Here is a 17,499-nt window from a genome sequence, read left to right as displayed (position 1 = left end):
GGGTCACGGGTCTGTGACCGGTTGGCGTCAGCTGTGGAAGCGCCGGCGCGTGGCGCGATATGGATGGACCCATGAGAGGCAACGGGGGAGCCCGCCAAGGGGCCGACGAGCCGACGAGTTTCGGTCTGCAACCGCCGAACCCGCCCGCGCACCTGCCCCACCCGGGCAATCCGTACGCGGAGCGGCTGATCGCCGGTCGTTACCGGCTGCTCGCCAAGCTGGGTCACGGCGGAATGGGCACGGTGTGGCGGGCCAAGGACGAGACGGTGGACCGTGAGGTCGCGGTGAAGGAGCCGCGCGTACCGGACCATCTTCCCGAGCGTGAACGCGCCAACGCCTACGAGCGAATGCGCCGTGAGGCCCGTGCGGCGGCCCGGCTCGACCATCCGGCGGTGGTGAACGTCCATGACGTGGCGATCGTGGACGGCAAGCCGTGGATCGTCATGGAACTGGTCCACGGGCGGACGCTCGGCGACGCCCTCCAGGAGGGCACCCTCGACGCGCGCGAGGCGGCCCGGATCGGTCTCCAGGTGCTGGGCGCGCTGGAGGCGGCGCACGCGGCGGGCGTTCTGCACCGCGACGTCAAGCCGGACAACGTACTGCTCGGCCGGCACGACCGGGTCGTCCTCACCGACTTCGGCATCGCGCAGATCGAGGGCGAGACGAATCTGACGGACACGGGCGGCTTCGTGGGCTCGCCCGAGTACATCGCGCCGGAGCGGGTGCTGGGGCAGCGGCCCGGCCCGGCGAGCGATCTGTGGTCGCTGGGCGTGGTCCTGTACGCGGCCACGGAGGGCGTCTCGCCCTTCCGGCGCAGCAACACCCCGGCCACCCTCCAGTCGGTCCTCAACGCCACGCCCGCGCCGCCCGCCTCCGCGCGGGGACCGCTGGCCGAGGTCATCAACGGCCTCCTCCAGAAGGACCCGGCACACCGCCCGGACGCCGCCCGGGTCCGCGCCCTGCTGGAGACGGCCGCGAACCCGCCCGCCCCGGAGCCCACCCGGGTCGTGCAGGTCGCCGGGCCCGCCGCGCCTTCCCGTCGACTCGGCCGCAAGGCGTGGCTCGGCGTCGGCGCGCTGGTCGTCGCGGCGGCGGTGGCGGGGTACCTGGTGCTCGCCGACCCCTTCGCGGGGCCGCTCCCCGACGGCTGGAAGAAGGCCGCGAGCCCCCGGCTGGGCGCGACGGTGGCGTTCCCCGACACATACAGGCCGGGGCAACCGGCCAAGAACGACTCCGACAAGGACTGGGTCACCTACACCGACGAGAGCGGTGCCATCTGGATCGCCCTGAAGCTGTCCAGGAAGTCCGACGACTCGCTCCACGAGATCAAGAACTCCGCGCCGGCCCAGATGTACGCCGACAACGAGAAGTTCAAGAGCGACGGCGAGTACACCGTCGGCATGCCCAAGGGGCCGAGGACGCACGTCGACGGCGATGCCAAGTACCACGGCAGGCAGGCGGCGATGAACACCGTCGTCTACACGACCGACGACAGCCAGAACCCGCGCCTGCGCGAACTGCAGATCTTCTACTACCGGACCAAGGCCGGGGACATGTACAAGCTCACCATCAGCTACCCGGGCAGGGGCGACTTCACCGCCCGGGGCCGGGAGGTGGCGAAGACGTCGATCGCGAACCTGGGCGTCGACAGGCTCTGACCGCGCCGGGGCCCCGGCGAGTGCTCGAACGGGCAGTGGGCGCACGGGAGTTGGTGAGTGCTCGAACGGGCAGTGGACGCACGGGAGTTGGCGAGTGCTCGAACCGGCGGCGGACGGGCGGGAGTTGGCGGTCCCCGTGCCGCCCGCTTCGACAAGAGCCCGGTACGCACGGTACTCATGAGGCATGAGCGAAGACGGCGAACACGCGCCCGACGGACGCGAATCCGGCGGGTTTCTGCTCGGCGGACGCTACCGGCTGACCGAGCGCATCGGCTCCGGCACGACGGGCACCGTGTGGCGGGCGCGCGACGAGGCGGGGGAGCGGGACGTCGCCGTCAAGGAGCTCCGGCTCACCGGTGACCCGGAGGACGAGGACCACCGGCGGGGCGTCCACCGGCTGCACCACGAGGCGCGGGCCGCCTCCCGCGTCGACCACCCCGCCGCCCTCGCCATCCACGAGGTCGTGGTCGAGGACGGACTCCCCTGGATCGTCATGGAGTTCGTCCACGGGGAGTCGCTCCGCACGGCCCTCGAACGCGGGCCCCTCGACCCCGCCGAGGCCGCGCGCGTCGGGCTCGCCGTCCTCGGTGCCCTGCGCGCCGCGCACTCCGTCGGCATCGTGCACCGTGACGTCAAGCCGGAGAACGTCCTCCTGGAATCCGGCACCGACCGCGTGGTCCTCACCGACTTCGGCATCGGCCACGGCCCCGTCCCCGGCGACCCCCTCGGCTTCGTCGCCCCGGAGCAGCTGGCGGGGCGCGGCGCCGGGCCCGCCTCCGACCTCTGGTCCCTGGGCGCCCTGCTCCACGCCGCCGTGGACCATGAGCACGAGCACGCCGGATCGCTCTCGGCGCTGCTCGCGCGGCTCCGGGCGGAGTTGCCGGAGGAGCGGCCGGGAGCGGAGGAGGTGGCGGCCGTACTGGAGGACATCGCCGGGGTGACCTCGCCGCCGCCGGCACCCGAGCCCGTACCCGGGCCGGAGCCGCTGCGTATACCGGCCCCCGTACCCGTGCCCGAAATGACACCCCCGCCCCGGCGCCCCCTGCTCACCGCCCTCGGCCTGCTCCTCCCGAAAAAACCGGGAGCGGACTGAATCACCGGACGACCGTCGCCGCACAACCCCTGATCAGCGCATTTGCTGCCAGTGGTCACTGGCGGTGTGTGAGCAGTCCGTGAATCCCCGTTACCGGCGGGTACCCAAAGCTTCCGCTCCGGCATACCCTGCGCGTCATGACGGACTCGCAGGCCCCGGAACAGGCCACGGAAATCACTGGCACGAATCCCCTCGCCCCTGCCCCCGCGGGCGCCCGTACCGCCGCCGACGTGGTCACCCCGGAGCTGGTCGCCCAGCTCACCAAGGGCGTGGTCGGCTCCGGCCGTACCGCCAACCACACGCCCTTCACCGGCGAGAAGCTGGCCGATCTGCCCGAGTCCACCCCCGAGGACGTGGCCAAGGCCTTCGAGGCCGCCCGCGCCGCCCAGGCCGTCTGGGCCCAGCGGCCGGTACGCGAGCGCGCGGCCGTCCTCCTGCGCTTCCACGACCTGATCTTGGAGCGCCAGGCCGAGGTGCTCGACCTCATCCAGCTGGAGACCGGCAAGGCCCGCCTGCACGCCCACGAGGAGGTCCAGGCCGTCGCCGTCGCCTCCCGGCACTACGGCCGCAAGGCACCCGCCTACCTGGGGCCGAAGCGGCACGCCGGTGCCATGCCCACCCTGACGAAGGTGACCGAGCTGCGCCACCCGCGCGGTGTCGTCGGCCAGATCGCCCCCTGGAACTACCCCCTCGAACTCTCCGTCGGCGACGCCCTGCCCGCCTTCGTCGCGGGCAACGCCGTCGTCATGAAGCCCGACACCGAGACCTGCCTGACGGCCCTGTGGGCCCGGGACCTGCTGATCGAGGCCGGCCTGCCCGCCGATGTCTTCCAGGTCGTGCTCGGCGAGGGCCCGGTCGTCGGCCCGGAGGTCGTCAAGCACGCCGACTACGTCTCCTTCACCGGCTCCACCCGCACCGGGCGCGAGGTCGCGCAAGGTGCGGCGGCCCGCCTGGTCGGCGTCTCCCTCGAACTCGGCGGCAAGAACGCCATGCTGGTCCTGGAGGACGCCGACATCGAGAAGGCGGCCGCCGGCGCGGTCCGCGCCTGCTTCTCCTCCGCGGGCCAGCTCTGCATCTCCATCGAGCGGCTGTACGTCCACGAGTCGATCGCCGACGCCTTCCTGGAGCGCTTCGCCGCCCGTACGAAGGCCATGCGGCTCGGCAGGTCGCTTGCCTACGGCGCCGACATGGGCTCGCTGGTCGGCGAGCGGCAGCTGGAGACCGTCACGCGGCATGTCGAGGAGGCCGTCGCCAAGGGCGCCAGGCTGGTCGCCGGCGGCGTCGCCCGCCCCGACATCGGCCCGTACTTCTTCGAGCCGACCATCCTCGACGGCGTCGAGACCCCGATGGCCGTGTGCGCGGAGGAGACCTTCGGCCCGGTCGTCTCCCTCTACCGCTTCAAGACCGACGACGAGGCGGTCGAGGCGGCCAACTCGACGCCGTACGGCCTCAATTCCTCGGTCTGGACGAAGGACGGCCGGCGCGGCCGCGACGTCGCCTCCCGGCTGCGCACCGGCACCGTGAACGTCAACGAGGGCTACGCCCCGGCCTACGGCAGCGTCCAGTCGCCGATGGGCGGCATGAAGGACTCCGGCCTCGGCCGCCGGCACGGCTCCGAGGGCATCCTCAAGTACACCGAGGCCCAGACCGTCGCCCAGCAGCGGCTGCTGCCGATGGCTCCGTCGCTGGGCATGGACGACGAGAAGTACGCGCGGTTCATGAGCCGGAGCCTCCGGCTGATGAAGGCGTTCCGCTTCCGCTAGACAGAACCCCGTTCTCAACGAGGAGAGCAGCACGTGTCGCAGGAGAAGTCTGTCCAGACCCGGGACGAGGACGGGTACGACTACGACGTCATCGTCGTGGGATCGGGGTTCGGCGGGTCCGTGACCGCGCTGCGCCTGACCGAGAAGGGCTACCGCGTCGGCGTCCTGGAGGCCGGCCGCCGCTTCACCCGCGACACCCTCCCGAAGAACTCGTGGGACCTGAAGAACTACCTCTGGGCCCCCAGGCTCGGCATGTACGGCATCCAGCGCATCCATCTGCTGGGCAATGTGATGGTGCTGGCCGGCGCCGGAGTGGGCGGCGGCTCGCTCAACTACGCCAACACCCTCTACGTACCGCCGAAGGCATTCTTCGACGACCCGCAGTGGCGGGACATCACCGACTGGCAGGAGGAGCTGAAGCCGTACTACGACCAGGCGCGGCGCATGCTCGGTGTACGGCTCAACCCGACCATGACCCCCTCCGACGTGCACCTGAAGGCGGCGGCGCAGCGGATGGGGGTCGGCGACACCTTCCACATGGCGCCGGTCGGGGTGTTCTTCGGGGACGGCGACGACGCCGACGGAAAGTCGAGGACGCGGCCGGGTCAGGAGGTCGCCGACCCGTACTTCGGCGGGGTGGGCCCGTCCCGCAAGGCCTGCACCGAGTGCGGCGAGTGCATGACCGGATGCCGGCACGGCGCGAAGAACACCCTCAACGAGAACTACCTCCACCTCGCCGAGAAGGCGGGCGCGGTGGTCCACCCCATGACGACGGTCGTGTCCGTCACCGACGACTCCCGGGCCGGATACGCGGTCGCGACCCTGCCGACGGACGAGAAGAAGAAGGGCAAGGGGCGCACCTTCACCGCGCGGCGGGTCGTCATCGCGGCCGGCACCTACGGCACCCAGACGCTGCTGCACCGCATGAAGGCGAACGGCCAGCTGCCCCACCTCTCCGGCCGGCTGGGCGATCTGACCCGCACCAACTCCGAGGCGCTGGTGGGCGCCCAGACCGACGACCGGCGCTACCGCAAGGCGCACGGCACGAAGGCCGACTTCACCCGGGGTGTGGCGATCACCTCCTCGATCCACCCGGACGAGGACACGCACATCGAGCCGGTCCGCTACGGCAAGGGCTCCAACGCGATGGGCGGCATGTCGATCCTCCAGGTCCCGTACGCCGAGGGCTCCTCGCGCGTCCTGGCCTGGCTGGCGAACGCGGCACGCCACCCGCTGCTGGTAGCCCGCTCCCTGTCCAACCGCCGCTGGTCGGAGCGGACCATCATCGGCCTGGTGATGCAGTCGCTGGACAACTCCCTGACGACGTATCTGAAGCCGAACGGCGTCGGCAAGGGCCTGCTCACCGCCCGCCAGGGCCATGGCGCGCCCAACCCGAAGCAGATCAGGGCGGCCTCGGAGGCGGCCTCCGCGCTGGCCTCGGAGATCAACGGCTTCGCGGGCAGCAACGTCGGCGAGCTGATGGGCACCCCGCTGACCGCGCACTTCCTCGGCGGCTGTCCGATCGGCTCCTCACCCGAGACCGGTGTGATCGACCCGTACCACCGGCTGTACGGCCATCCCGGAATCTCGGTGGTCGACGGCGCGGCGGTGTCGGCGAACCTGGGCGTCAACCCGTCGCTGACGATCACCGCGCAGGCCGAGCGGGCGATGTCGTACTGGCCCAACAAGGGCGAGGCGGACCCGCGCCCGGCGCAGGGCGTGGCGTACGAGCGTCTGAAGCCGGTGGAGCCGGCGAACCCGGTGGTCCCGGCGGACGCGTTCGGCGCACTGCGGCTGCCGTTCCTGGGGATGCCGACGGTACCGCCGAAGAAGTAGCCCGCGACGGCCGACAGCACGGCAGAGAATAAGGGACCTGCGCCCCCCTCCGAGCGCAGGTCCCTCTCCTGTCTGTGCGTACCGGCTACGCGCCGGCGTACCGGTTACGCGCCGGCCGCGGTCCTCCGGCGGCGCACCACGAACACCGCGCCCGCACCGGCGACGACGGCGACACCGCCGACGAGGCCGAGCACCGGCAGCGCCGAGCTGGAGCCGGTCTCGGCGAGGTTGCCGGTCGGCAGGTCGGAGACGTCACCCTGCGGCTTCTTCGGCGAGTCCTTGCTGCCGTTGTCGCTCGGGGTGGCGTCGCCCGGCTCAGGGTTCGAGGAGCCGGCCTTCAGGACCTCGAAGTCGTACTGGGCCCAGCCCTCGGCGATGCAGTCCTGGCCCTTGACGTTGTCGAGGTAGGCGCCGGAGCCGAAGGAGTAGGCGTCACCGGCGGGGGCCTTGGCGTCGATGCTGACGCGCAGGTCGATCGACTGGCTCGCGCCGGACTTCAGCTTCTCCACGTAGAAGAAGTAGTCGCCGGCCCAGTCGTCGCTGCCGATGCGGTCCCAGGAGCCGTCCTCGGGGTTCTTGAACTCCAGGTCGACGTACGGGCTCAGGTACTTCGACTCGTCGAGCTCGTAGTTCTCGACCTCGGCGTAGAAGGCGACGCCCTTGATGTCGGCCTTGGAGTCGTTGGTGACGACCAGCTTGAAGTTGTGGAAGCCGTCACCCGCAACGATCTTGCCCGGCAGGCCCTTGATGTCGGCGGACACCTTGGCGTCGCCGAAGTTCTCGTCGAGGTCCTCGCAGAACGGCACGTCGGGGTCCGACGGGTCCTCGCTCGGCTCGGCCGTCTCGGAGGGCTCGGGCTCGGTGGACGCGCTCGCGCTGTCGCTCGGGGTCACCGAGGAGGACGCGCTGCTGCCCGGCGTCTCGGTGGTGGGAGGAGGCGTCTCGGTCTCGGGTGCGGACGCGGAGGCCGTGTCGCTCGGAATCTCGGTGGGCGCCTCGGACGTCACGGTCTCGGTGGGAGTGGGCGACGTGGACTCGTCCGCGAAAGCGGCGGGCGCGGACAGGAGAGCGAGCGGGGCTATGACAGCGGTCGCGGCCGCTGCGGCCATGGCACGGCGAAGCTTCATGAAGACCTCGAGGAGTCCGGCGTGCCGCGGCGGGCGGCACGAAGTGGAGGCGGGCTCCGCGTGTGGGGCGCGGGTGTGACCCTTGGTTTCTGCTGCGTGACCGGCTCTTACCGGCTCTTACCGGTTTCTTTGATTCAGCAGGTTTGATCACTGAGGTGGGTGAAAGGTTGCACGATCACTCACAGGATTCTTATGTGGCCTGGGTCACATGCGAGACGAGAAGGGGCCGCACGCGAGCACGAGAGCATGCGGGCATGCGAAGGGCCCCGCGGGACGGAGCCGCGGGGCCCTTCTCCGTCAGCACCGACGTCAGGGCAGTGTCGGTGCCCGGGGAGCGGCGCCGGGGGGTTGCGCCGCTTGCTCTCTGTTGCCCTATCTGCCTGCCCTGTGCGCCTCGGTCGGCGCCCCGGCGCATTCGGGGCGCGCGGATGGTCTCGACCTCTGGCGGTCGGGCAGCGCATTGCAATGCAGTTGTGTGTCCGGGGACTTGGGGGGCTTTCTACGCATCGTGCTGGATGGACGCGGCCTCCGCAACCGTTTGACCCAGCCCCTGTGCATTTTTGCTTTTTCCGCCGGTCGGCCCCGGGCGTCCCCGGAGCCGACCGTTCTCTTGAATGACCGGGCTGCTGTCCCCTGCCGTCCGGTCACCTTCCTGGAGCGAGGTCCCACGACGCACGGCACGATCCGCACGCCACATCGCTCCAGCGAGCCACGCGTGGTTCTTTCGGGCCCGCCCCTGGCTGGCACGGACACCGGGACCAACGAAGCGGTGCGCGGGCCGGTCACGCGCCGTACGGGTGAGTGCCGACTCGAACTCAGATACGACCACGGCACAGTTCGAGCAGGGTCATGGCGAGGGACGTACCCGGCTTGCCCAGCGCCTCCCGGTAGTGGTCGAGGACCTCCATCTCGCGGGAGAGGTTCACCCGGCGCCCGCCGGAGGTGATCCGGGCCTCCTGGATCACGGCGGACACCGCCATCCGTTCCTGGATCAGTCCGATGATCCGGTCGTCGAGCGTGTCGATGCGTTCGCGCGCACCGGTGATCACATCGGCGGCCTCGGCGGTACGGGCGCCGGTCTTCTCTGTGGGGGTGACGGTCATGTCGGGGGCTCCTCATCGGTTCGGACGCGATGCCCCGGAACGGCAGGACCCGGAAAACGACAGACGCCCCGGGCCTTGTCGGCCCGGGGCGCCTGGGAAGTCGCTCGGCGTTTCGCTCAAGCAGGACGACCATGGCAGCCGGCGGGCCGGTTGCCATAGGTAAAGAGGAAGGTCGTCTGCGTGAGCATGGTGGTCAGTATGCCACGCCGCATTCCTGATCTGTCGGGGGTCTGGGGACGGCAGCCCCGGGACGAGGGCGGGTCACCCACGGCCACCCCGGTAGAATCGGCAGCACAAGACCCCCGCCCAACCGCCGGAAGGCACCCCGTGTCATCAGCGACTTCCGCTGCCGCCACCCCCGACACCGTTCTGGTCGTCGACTTCGGCGCGCAGTACGCCCAGCTCATCGCCCGTCGCGTCCGCGAGGCGCGGGTCTACAGCGAGATCGTGCCGAGCACCATGCCGGTCGCGGAGATGCTCGCCAAGAAGCCCGCGGCGATCATCCTCTCCGGCGGCCCCTCGTCCGTGTACGAGCAGGGCGCCCCCGGTCTCGACCGTGCGCTCTTCGAGGCCGGCGTCCCCGTCTTCGGCATGTGCTACGGCTTCCAGCTGATGGCGCAGTCCCTCGGCGGCACGGTCGACAACTCCGGCGCCCGTGAGTACGGCCGTACGGACATGTACGTCTCCAGGACGTCCTCCACCCTCTTCGAGGGCACCCCGGCCGAGCAGCACGTGTGGATGTCCCACGGCGACGCCTGCTCCGCCGCCCCCGAGGGCTTCACCGTCACGGCGTCCACGGACGTTGTCCCGGTCGCCGCCTTCGAGAACGACGAGAAGAAGCTGTACGGCGTCCAGTACCACCCCGAGGTCATGCACTCCACGCACGGCCAGCAGGTCCTGGAGCACTTCCTCTACCGCGGCGCGGGCCTGTCCCCGAACTGGACCACGGGCAATGTGATCGACGAGCAGGTCGCCCTGATCCGTGAGCAGGTCGGCGACAAGCGCGCCATCTGCGGTCTGTCCGGCGGTGTGGACTCCGCCGTCGCCGCCGCCCTGGTCCAGAAGGCTATCGGCTCCCAGCTGACCTGCGTGTACGTCGACCACGGCCTGATGCGCAAGGGTGAGACCGAGCAGGTCGAGAAGGACTTCGTGGCCGCGACCGGCGTCCAGCTGAAGGTCGTGGACGCGGAGGAGCGGTTCCTCACCGCCCTCAAGGGGGTCTCGGACCCCGAGGAGAAGCGGAAGATCATCGGCCGCGAGTTCATCCGCGTCTTCGAGCAGGCGCAGGCCGAGATCATCGCCGACGAGGGCCCGGCCGTCGAGTTCCTCGTCCAGGGCACGCTCTACCCCGACGTGGTCGAGTCCGGTGGCGGCACCGGCACCGCCAACATCAAGTCCCACCACAACGTCGGCGGCCTCCCCGAGGACCTGGAGTTCAAGCTCGTCGAGCCGCTCCGCAAGCTCTTCAAGGACGAGGTCCGGATGGTCGGCCAGGAGCTCGGCCTGCCCGAGGAGATCGTCCAGCGCCAGCCCTTCCCGGGCCCCGGCCTCGGCATCCGCATCGTCGGTGAGGTCACCAAGGAGCGCCTGGACCTGCTGCGCGAGGCCGACGCCATCGCCCGCGAGGAACTGACCGCGGCCGGCCTCGACCGCGACATCTGGCAGTGCCCGGTGGTCCTGCTCGCGGACGTCCGCAGCGTCGGTGTCCAGGGCGACGGCCGCACCTACGGCCACCCGATCGTGCTGCGCCCGGTCTCCTCCGAGGACGCGATGACCGCCGACTGGTCGCGCCTGCCGTACGAGGTCCTCGCGCGCATCTCGACCCGCATCACCAACGAGGTCCGTGACGTCAACCGCGTCGTCCTCGACGTGACCTCGAAGCCGCCGGGCACCATCGAGTGGGAGTAGCCCTCCCGGCTCCGAAGGTCACGTCCGCTTGAGGGTGCGCACCGGCTCTCCGGGCTTCCAGACCTGGGCGACGAGGTACTTGTCGTCCTCGACAAAGGTCCGTACGACCTCCGTCAGCTCGGTGCGGAAGAGGTGGAACGGCTGCGGCGGTTCCACCTCTTCCATGTACGCCCCCTTCACCTCCGGGTCCTCGACCTCGACCGCCCGCCCGGCGATCCGGATGTCCCCGCCGCCCATCGCGGTGTCCGGCCCCGGGTTCGCCTGCAGCGCGAACCTCGGGTCCCGGAGCAGGTCGAGGGCCTTGAGCGAGTCCGGCATCATGCCGAGCCACAGCTCACCGTTCAGGAAGCGGACCTCCAGGCCGGTGGTGCGCGGGGAGCCGTCCTTGCGGAGCGTGGCGAGGACGTGATGCGTGAAGGCACCGAAGCGCTCTTCCGCGATCTTCGCGAGTTCGGGTTCCGCCTCGGTGAAAGCCGCCCAGTTCACTGCCGTATTCGCTGTCATACGGCGAGTGTGGCGGTGATACCCGACATCCTCTGTCGGGTATCCGAGGTGTCCGAGGTGTCCGAGGTGTCCGAGGTCATGCCGCGAACGGCACCGGCCGCACGTACCGCTCCCGCCCCGCCTGGTCCCGCACCTGTGCGCACCCGGCCGCGGTGAGCCGCCGGGCCAGCTTCGCGCGGCGGACGGCGTTGACGCGGAGCGCGCCGAGCAGGCACACCGGCATCAGCACGGCGAGCGGCAGCAGCACGGCGTAGACACCGGTGATCACCGCCAGCAGCAGGAACAGGGCCCCGAAGCCCCAGGCCATCGTCAGCAGCTGCTTCCGGTTGCCGGCCTCGGCCAGGCCGTCGTACCTGATGAGGGCGCAGATCAGGTCGACGTCCGCCGCGGCCTCGGGGACCGGGGTGAGCGAGTTCAGATACATGCCCGGCACCGGACCGCCCGCTCCCACCTGCGTGAATATGGCCGCGTTCGTCGCCGCGCGCTGCTGGGCCCATGGCTCGGGGTCACGCGCGAGATGGATGTGCAGCACCTTGTGGCGGCCGACGAGGCGGACGCCGGCGTAGCGGAAGCCGAAGCACTCGGCGACGTACACGAGCGCGCCCAGGGTCTTCAGCTCGGCGAAGGGATGGACCAGTTCGACGTGCTGCTGGGTCGCGAGCTGCCGCATGAGGCTGTTGAGATGGCGTTCGGCTTGGCTCATGGAGGGCTCCGGGTGACTGAAAACTGCTGCTGAACTTCGGGTTCCGCATCACAGACCCCCGAGCCCCCGGAACGGTTGCGGCGTCTTCTTTACAGAACAGCTCTGTTCTCCTGCGCTGACCGACGGTAACTTCCGCCACGTAAAGCAAAACCCAGTGCAGGAGGACCTATGCACGGGCCGACCCCGCCCCTGCCGCTGCCCACCGACCAGCTGCAGTTCGCGATGCCGCCGATGCACGACTCGCTCGACGACGAACGCCGGCACCGCAAGGAACGGCTCGCGGGCGCGCTCCGGCTCTTCGGCCGGTCCGGATTCGAGGACGGGGTCTCCGGCCACATCACCGCACGCGACCCGGAGTTCTCCGACTGCTTCTGGGTCAACCCGTTCGGGATGCCGTTCAAGCACGTCACCGTCAGCGACCTGGTCCTCGCCAACCAGGACGGGCAGGTGATCGAGGGCCGCTACCACATCAACCAGGCGGCGTTCACCGTGCACGCCCAGGTGCACGCCGCCCGCCCGGACGTCGTCGCCGTCGCCCACTGCCACTCGGTGCACGGCCGCGCGCTGTCCGCGCTCGGCGACCTGCTCGACCCCCTCAGCCAGGAGAGCTGCGCCTTCTACGAGGACCACGCCCTGTACGACGCCTACACGGGCGTCGCCGTCGACGTCGAGGAGGGCCGCCGGATCGCGGCCGCGCTCGGCTCCCGCAAGGCCCTCGTCCTGCGCAACCACGGGCTGCTGACGGTCGGCGACTCGGTGGACGCGGCGGCCTGGTGGTTCATGTCCATGGAGAAGTCCTGCCAGGTGCAGCTGATGGCGAAGGCGGCGGGCCGCCCCCTGCTCATCGACCACAAACTGGCGGTGGCGACCCGTGAGCAGCTCGGCGGCGACCTGGTGGCCTGGATCAACTACCAGCCGCTGTGGCAGGACATCAGCCGCAGCGAGCCGGATCTGCTCAGCTAGCAGCCGCGGGCCCGCCAGGGCCTGTCCGGCGGATCATGCCGCAGACGCGGGGCCGCTAGAACCCGCGCAGGACCACCGCCTTCGTCCTCGCGAACTCCTCGTCCGTGAGCACCCCTTCCCGGTGCAGCTCGCCCAGTTCCCGCAGCCGGCGCAGCAGTACGTCGTGGTGGTCGGCCGGCGGCGGCAGTGCGCTCGCGGGCCGGTCCCGGTCGGCGTACGGGACGCCGGCCCGGGTGGACGGATGCGGCAGCCGCGCGGTGACCGCGGCCGCGACCAGCGCGGTGAGCAGATCGCGGCGGACACTGCCCCACAGGTCGAGGGCGTACGGGTCGCGCTCGGGCGGCAGCCTGGAGAACACCGTCTCGCGCAACGCGAACCGCAGGAGGCCGTCCTCGTAGCCGGAGTTGGGCAGCCACTCGACCTGGGTCAGGTCGACGACGTTGATGATCCGGGGCCCGGTGGCCCGCTTGACCCGGTCCGAGGTGTCGGCCCAGTCGATACGGACCTGGGTGCCGTCGAAGGAGACCGTGCCGTCGGAGGAACGCACCGAGACCGGCACCGGCGGCCCGGGCAGCAGATAGGCCTTGGTGGGCTCCTTGGGGATCCGGTCGAGGAGGAGCGCGTGCCGGATCTCCTCGGCGATGTACTCGGCCACCCCGGACCGGTCCAGGTCCACCGTCAGCCGATAGGGATCGGCCGGCTCCGGCAGCCGCCCGCCCGTGGCCTGCAACAGCGGATCCGCGCCCTCGCGCAGCCGCATCCGCAGCCGGCCGCGCTTGCGCTCGGGTTCGTAGACCACGCCCGCCACGGCCTCCAGGGGTACGGCGATCTCTCCGTACGTCTGCCGGAACAGCGGCACCGAGCGGTGGAGCCCCGGTGTGATCCGGACCGTGCTGCCGTCGAAGGCCCAGGTCCCGTCCCGCTGGATGATCTCGGCCATACCGAAATTCTCCCAGCCGGGTCAACACGGCGGCCCGCACTTCACCCGCGGTGACCACCTGCCGGACCGGCGCGAGGTGGCGTAGGGCACAATTCGCTTTTGTCACATGGGAGTTGCACGGTCACAGTCGGTCTCCGCGGAGGACGCCGCCGGTCGTGCCCCGGGGGCGTGGTGTCGGGTCGTGGGTCGGGTCGTGGGTCATGGGGAAGGCGGGCGTCGGGCGTGGCGGTGCAGGAGGCGAGGCAGAGCGCGCAGGCGGGCGCGCGCGGGGCTGCCCACGGGGGTGGCTGCACCTGCGGGGACTGCCCCCATGGGGCGCGGCAGGGGCATCGGCGGGCTGTCGCCGAATTCCTCCTCAAGCGCGACGAGTTCGCTGCCGGACAGGGTCTGCCCGCGGCGGTGGCCCACTCCGCCTCCGCCTCCCGGCAATGGGTGTCCGAGGAGTTGACCCAGTCCGCCGAGGTCGTCGCCGAGCGCGGCCGGGCGGCGGGTGACGCCTGGCTGGCGCGGCTGTGGCTGCGCACGCTCTGCGTCCTGTGGTCGGCCGTCGTCCTCCTGCTGCTGGTGGAGTCGCTGACCGCGATCGGCGCGGGCTGGACGAGCGCCCGCACCGCCGCACTGCTCGCCGCGCTGCTGGTGGCCGGCGCCCTGAGCGGGGCCTCGTGGTTCCACCGGGCGCGCGGCGGGGCGCTGGCGCCGGTGATCGGCGAGGACAACCGGATGTCCACCTCGCGCACCGTGGCGGCGGCCTGGGTGCTGCTCGTGGCGTATGCGGTCCTCGTCCTCGCGGGCCGCCTCGCCGCGGCCTCCGACCACACGGAACGCGACGCGCTCATCTCCGGGCTCGAACTCGCCCGTGGCGCGGGCATGGTGACCGTCCTCGCCGTGGTCTGCGGCATCGCGGTCCTCGTACGGCGCGTGGTCGGCCTGCGGATCCACGGACAGCGGCTGCAGAAGGTACCCGCACCCCGCCCGCGCGCGGCCGACCTGCTCACCGACGACTCCGGCCGGGGCACCTTCGCCGACATCCAGTACGTCGTGATCAGCGCCGTGGCCCTGCTGTTCGCCGCCGTACGGCTGGCCCGCCGCCCCGACCAGCTGCCCGACCTGCCGTGGGGCCTCGCGGTGCTGGTCCTGGTCTCCGCCCTGACCTACCTGGCCGGCAAGTACGCGGAGGGAGGCCGCCCGGTGATCCTCTCCGTCGTCCGTGCCCGCGAGGCCGGCGAACTGGACGGGCCGATCCGCACGGGCGACGACATCGAGATCCGCGGCGCCTGCTTCGTCCCGCCGGGCGCACAGACCGCCGACCAGCTCTCCCGCCTGGTCGTCCGCATCGGCGCGGTCAACGTCCATGTCCCCCTGATCCCCGTCAGGGGCGGCTTCAGCAACCCCTCGGACACGGTCCTGACGGTGCCGGTCCCCGCGGACGTGGAACCCGGATGTGTGGAGGTGCAGGTGATCACCGCGGCGGGGGTGGCCACGAACCGGTGCACGGTCGAGGTGACGGACTGAGAGCGGCAGATCACGGAACGGGACCACGGGTCGCTCCGGTTGACCGAAGAGACTGAAAAACCTTCGCAAGAGGATTGAGCCGGACCCATTTGTCGTACGTAAGGTCTGTTGAGGGGTCTCTGCATGCGGGCGAGAGGCGGCTAGGAACGATGACTCACAGCATCCGTACGGACACGCACACTCCCTATCTCGACGGCGACCGCGACTGGCGGGACACCGCCACCCGCTATGCCCTCCTTCCTCTGCGCATCTTCTTGGGCGTCACCTTCATCTACGCCGGCCTGGACAAGCTGACCAACAGTGCCTTCATGAAGTCGGGCGGTTCCGGATCGATCGGCGACACCATGCGCGCGGTCCGCGACTCCTCCGCGATCCCGGCCCTGGTCGACCTGGCGCTGAAGAACCCGGTCGGCTTCGGCTACGCCATCGCCTTCGGTGAACTGGCCGTGGGCATCGGCGTCCTGACCGGCCTGTTCGGCCGTCTTGCCGCGCTCGGCGGCGCGCTGATCTCGCTCAGCCTGTGGCTGACGGTGAGTTGGTCCTCCACCCCGTACTACTACGGCAACGACCTCGCCTATCTGATGGCCTGGCTGCCTCTCGTCCTCGCCGGCACCCCGTACCTCTCCCTGGACTCGATGCTGCGCGCACGGCGACGGCAGCGGGCGGCGGGCTACCGGTAGCCCTTCGCGTGATCGTCAGCCCGGGTGGCCGGGCCCGGTGGTGCCCGTCTCCGGCACGCTCGTACGGCCCGGGGCTTGCCGTCCGCGTATCAGCCGGGTCAGGGCCGCCGCCGCGCCCGCCAGGCCGAGGCCGCCCACGACGAGGGGGACGGCCGCGAACCAGGGCGTCTCCCACAGACCGCCCGCGTCCCCGGCGTACGCGACGCCCGTGACGGTGAGGAAGAGACCGGCGACCAGCCTTCCGGGCTGGAACTCATGACGCAGCACGGCTCACCTCCGCCTGTCCCACACCGACTTCGAGATCGATGTCGAATGTCCCGGCGTTCTTGCCGCCCTTCACGGGTGGCAGTGTCACGTCCTTGTGCTTGCCCGGTGCCACGTCCACGTCCTTTTTGTCCTCACCCGGCAACTGGATGTCGCCGACCCCCACATCGATGCTCATCCGTACGGTCGCGTCCGCCGGCACGATCAGCCGCAGTCGGCCCGCACCCACCGCGGCCTTCGTCTCCACCGTCTCGCCCTTGGCGACGCGCACCCGGGTCAGGTCCAGGGTGCCCTCGCCGGTGCCCAGGTTGTACTTCGGCCGCACCTCCGCCACCGAGGCCGGCTTCCACGACGTCCGTATCCAGTGCGTGGTGATGTCCTTGGGCAGGGCCGACGCCCCGGCGAGCAGCGCCGCCGTGACGATCGCCAGGAACACCGACCCCGCGCCCGTACGTCCCAGGACCGCGCTGAGCGCGATGCCGAGACCGAAGACGAGGAGCGCACAGGCCAGCCCGGCCTGCAGGCTGGTGCCCAGCGGATGACCTTCCCAGGTCGCGCCGGTGCCCAGGCCGCCGGCCAGCAGGGCGAGCAGGAAGACCCAGCCGCCGATCCAGCGCGGACCGCGCGGCCGCGTGGGCCCGCTGTACGGGGCGCGTACGTCCGCGCGGTTGCTCCACGAGTTCCCGAGGCCGATGTTGACGGCCGCCGCGATGTCCCGGTCCCGCGAGTCCCCGGGGCCCCACAGATAGCCGGTGCCGCCGACGTGCGTACCGTCCTTGACGATCGGGTCGCGCCACCAGGAGGGGTAGGCGGTGGGGACCGGCGGCGCCTTGGCCTCGGGCGGGGCGTCGGCCACGGCCTGCGCCGACAGCGGGTCGGGGTCGGGCGCGCCGCGCCGCCGCGACCAGTAACCGGCGCCGGCGAGCAGCAGGGAGAGAACGACGGCGAACGTGAGCACTCCGCCGTTCTTCAGCATCGTCAGGAACACTCCGCAGCCGACCAGCGCGAACAGCACGGCCGCGAGGGCCTGCCCGTCGACCCGCCCGGTCAGCAGCTTGCGGACCTCGTTCTCCTCCTCGTCCTCGTACGGCACGAAGAGCCAGGCGAAGCCGTAGAAGATGAGGCCGATCCCGCCCGCCGCGGCGAGCACCGCGAGGGTGATCCGGAAGATCACGGGATCCATGTCGGTGTGCCGCCCGAGCCCGGCGCACACCCCCGAGATCATCTTGTGCCGCCGGTCGCGGCGGAACCTGCGGGGGGATTCGACGGCACCGCCCTCGCCGGGCGCCGTCGCGTCCGCGGCGGGCGCGGCATCCGTCGGCCCGGCGCCCGGGGCGGGGCGCGGGCCGGGGCCGGGTCCCGGACCCGTCGCGGCGTGCTCGTGATCTGTCATGCGTCCATGGTGACGGGCGTGCCGCCGCGACGGCAGTCGGAATGACCCTGGG

Annotated in this window: 15 protein-coding genes; 8 read left to right on the top strand and 7 right to left on the bottom strand. The window is 71.1% G+C overall.

Annotated elements, in window-relative coordinates; translation table 11 throughout:
* The first annotated feature begins 71 nt into the window (after positions 1 to 71).
* The 4 genes from ACZ4EG_RS29270 (at position 72) to ACZ4EG_RS29255 (ending at position 6,350) form a co-directional block, all read left to right on the top strand.
* Positions 72 to 1,658, top strand: coding sequence for a serine/threonine-protein kinase (locus ACZ4EG_RS29270; RefSeq protein ID WP_467792710.1), 1,587 nt, complete (start codon positions 72 to 74; stop codon positions 1,656 to 1,658).
* 184 nt (positions 1,659 to 1,842) lie between these two features.
* Entirely contained in the window at positions 1,843 to 2,751 is a 909-nt protein-coding gene (locus tag ACZ4EG_RS29265; protein WP_467792709.1) for a serine/threonine-protein kinase, read from the top strand.
* 137 nt (positions 2,752 to 2,888) lie between these two features.
* Positions 2,889 to 4,514, top strand: a complete 1,626-nt coding sequence (locus tag ACZ4EG_RS29260; protein ID WP_467792708.1) for a succinic semialdehyde dehydrogenase — start codon at positions 2,889 to 2,891, stop codon at positions 4,512 to 4,514.
* A gap of 33 nt (positions 4,515 to 4,547) precedes the next feature.
* Positions 4,548 to 6,350, top strand: a complete 1,803-nt coding sequence (locus tag ACZ4EG_RS29255; protein ID WP_467792707.1) for a GMC family oxidoreductase N-terminal domain-containing protein — start codon at positions 4,548 to 4,550, stop codon at positions 6,348 to 6,350.
* Positions 6,351 to 6,454: 104 nt separating this feature from the next.
* On the opposite strand, the gene ACZ4EG_RS29250 is transcribed toward ACZ4EG_RS29255, so the two are convergent.
* A complete protein-coding gene (locus ACZ4EG_RS29250) occupies positions 6,455 to 7,477 on the bottom strand; it encodes an LAETG motif-containing sortase-dependent surface protein (RefSeq protein ID WP_467792706.1) in 1,023 nt (340 codons plus the stop codon).
* Positions 7,478 to 8,292: 815 nt separating this feature from the next.
* Positions 8,293 to 8,580 carry a chorismate mutase gene (locus tag ACZ4EG_RS29245; RefSeq protein WP_363293731.1) on the bottom strand — a complete coding sequence of 96 codons (288 nt, stop codon included), beginning with the start codon at positions 8,578 to 8,580 and terminating at the stop codon, positions 8,293 to 8,295.
* Positions 8,581 to 8,907: 327 nt separating this feature from the next.
* Between ACZ4EG_RS29245 and guaA the strand changes: the two genes are divergently transcribed.
* Positions 8,908 to 10,488: a glutamine-hydrolyzing GMP synthase gene (guaA, locus tag ACZ4EG_RS29240; RefSeq protein WP_363293732.1), complete on the top strand. Its 1,581-nt coding sequence runs from the start codon at positions 8,908 to 8,910 to the stop codon at positions 10,486 to 10,488.
* A gap of 18 nt (positions 10,489 to 10,506) precedes the next feature.
* Here the strand turns inward: guaA and ACZ4EG_RS29235 are convergent, their stop codons facing one another.
* Together ACZ4EG_RS29235 and ACZ4EG_RS29230 are read right to left on the bottom strand one after the other, a co-directional pair.
* Positions 10,507 to 10,992: a pyridoxamine 5'-phosphate oxidase family protein gene (locus ACZ4EG_RS29235; RefSeq protein WP_467792705.1), complete on the bottom strand. Its 486-nt coding sequence runs from the start codon at positions 10,990 to 10,992 to the stop codon at positions 10,507 to 10,509.
* A 76-nt stretch (positions 10,993 to 11,068) separates the two neighbouring features.
* Positions 11,069 to 11,695, bottom strand: coding sequence for a hypothetical protein (locus ACZ4EG_RS29230; protein ID WP_467792704.1), 627 nt, complete (start codon positions 11,693 to 11,695; stop codon positions 11,069 to 11,071).
* A 168-nt stretch (positions 11,696 to 11,863) separates the two neighbouring features.
* Here ACZ4EG_RS29230 and ACZ4EG_RS29225 point away from each other — a divergent pair, with 168 nt between their 5' ends.
* Positions 11,864 to 12,658 (top strand): class II aldolase/adducin family protein, encoded by a 795-nt coding sequence (locus ACZ4EG_RS29225; protein WP_453551200.1) that lies wholly within the window; start codon positions 11,864 to 11,866, stop codon positions 12,656 to 12,658.
* A 55-nt stretch (positions 12,659 to 12,713) separates the two neighbouring features.
* Here the strand turns inward: ACZ4EG_RS29225 and ACZ4EG_RS29220 are convergent, their stop codons facing one another.
* Positions 12,714 to 13,598, bottom strand: coding sequence for a DUF4429 domain-containing protein (locus ACZ4EG_RS29220; protein WP_467792703.1), 885 nt, complete (start codon positions 13,596 to 13,598; stop codon positions 12,714 to 12,716).
* Between the two features lie 222 nt (positions 13,599 to 13,820).
* Here ACZ4EG_RS29220 and ACZ4EG_RS29215 point away from each other — a divergent pair, with 222 nt between their 5' ends.
* Together ACZ4EG_RS29215 and ACZ4EG_RS29210 are read left to right on the top strand one after the other, a co-directional pair.
* The gene (locus ACZ4EG_RS29215) at positions 13,821 to 15,110 is read left to right on the top strand and encodes a hypothetical protein (protein ID WP_467792702.1); all 1,290 of its coding nucleotides are present in this window, start codon (positions 13,821 to 13,823) and stop codon (positions 15,108 to 15,110) included.
* A gap of 149 nt (positions 15,111 to 15,259) precedes the next feature.
* Positions 15,260 to 15,790 (top strand): DoxX family protein, encoded by a 531-nt coding sequence (locus tag ACZ4EG_RS29210; protein ID WP_453551193.1) that lies wholly within the window; start codon positions 15,260 to 15,262, stop codon positions 15,788 to 15,790.
* Between the two features lie 15 nt (positions 15,791 to 15,805).
* Here ACZ4EG_RS29210 and ACZ4EG_RS29205 read toward each other — a convergent pair whose 3' ends face one another.
* On the bottom strand, positions 15,806 to 16,057 hold the full coding sequence (locus ACZ4EG_RS29205) for a hypothetical protein (RefSeq protein ID WP_453551191.1): 252 nt from the start codon (positions 16,055 to 16,057) through the stop codon (positions 15,806 to 15,808).
* A complete protein-coding gene (locus ACZ4EG_RS29200; protein WP_467792701.1) occupies positions 16,044 to 17,447 on the bottom strand; it encodes a PspC domain-containing protein in 1,404 nt (467 codons plus the stop codon). The genes ACZ4EG_RS29205 and ACZ4EG_RS29200 overlap by 14 nt, the downstream gene beginning before the upstream one ends.
* Positions 17,448 to 17,499 lie beyond the last annotated feature (52 nt).

This window comes from Streptomyces sp. NPDC025638, from assembly GCF_055558775.1.
The sequence above is the reverse complement of the archived record's forward strand: the minus strand, read 5'-3'. Positions and strand labels throughout refer to the sequence as shown.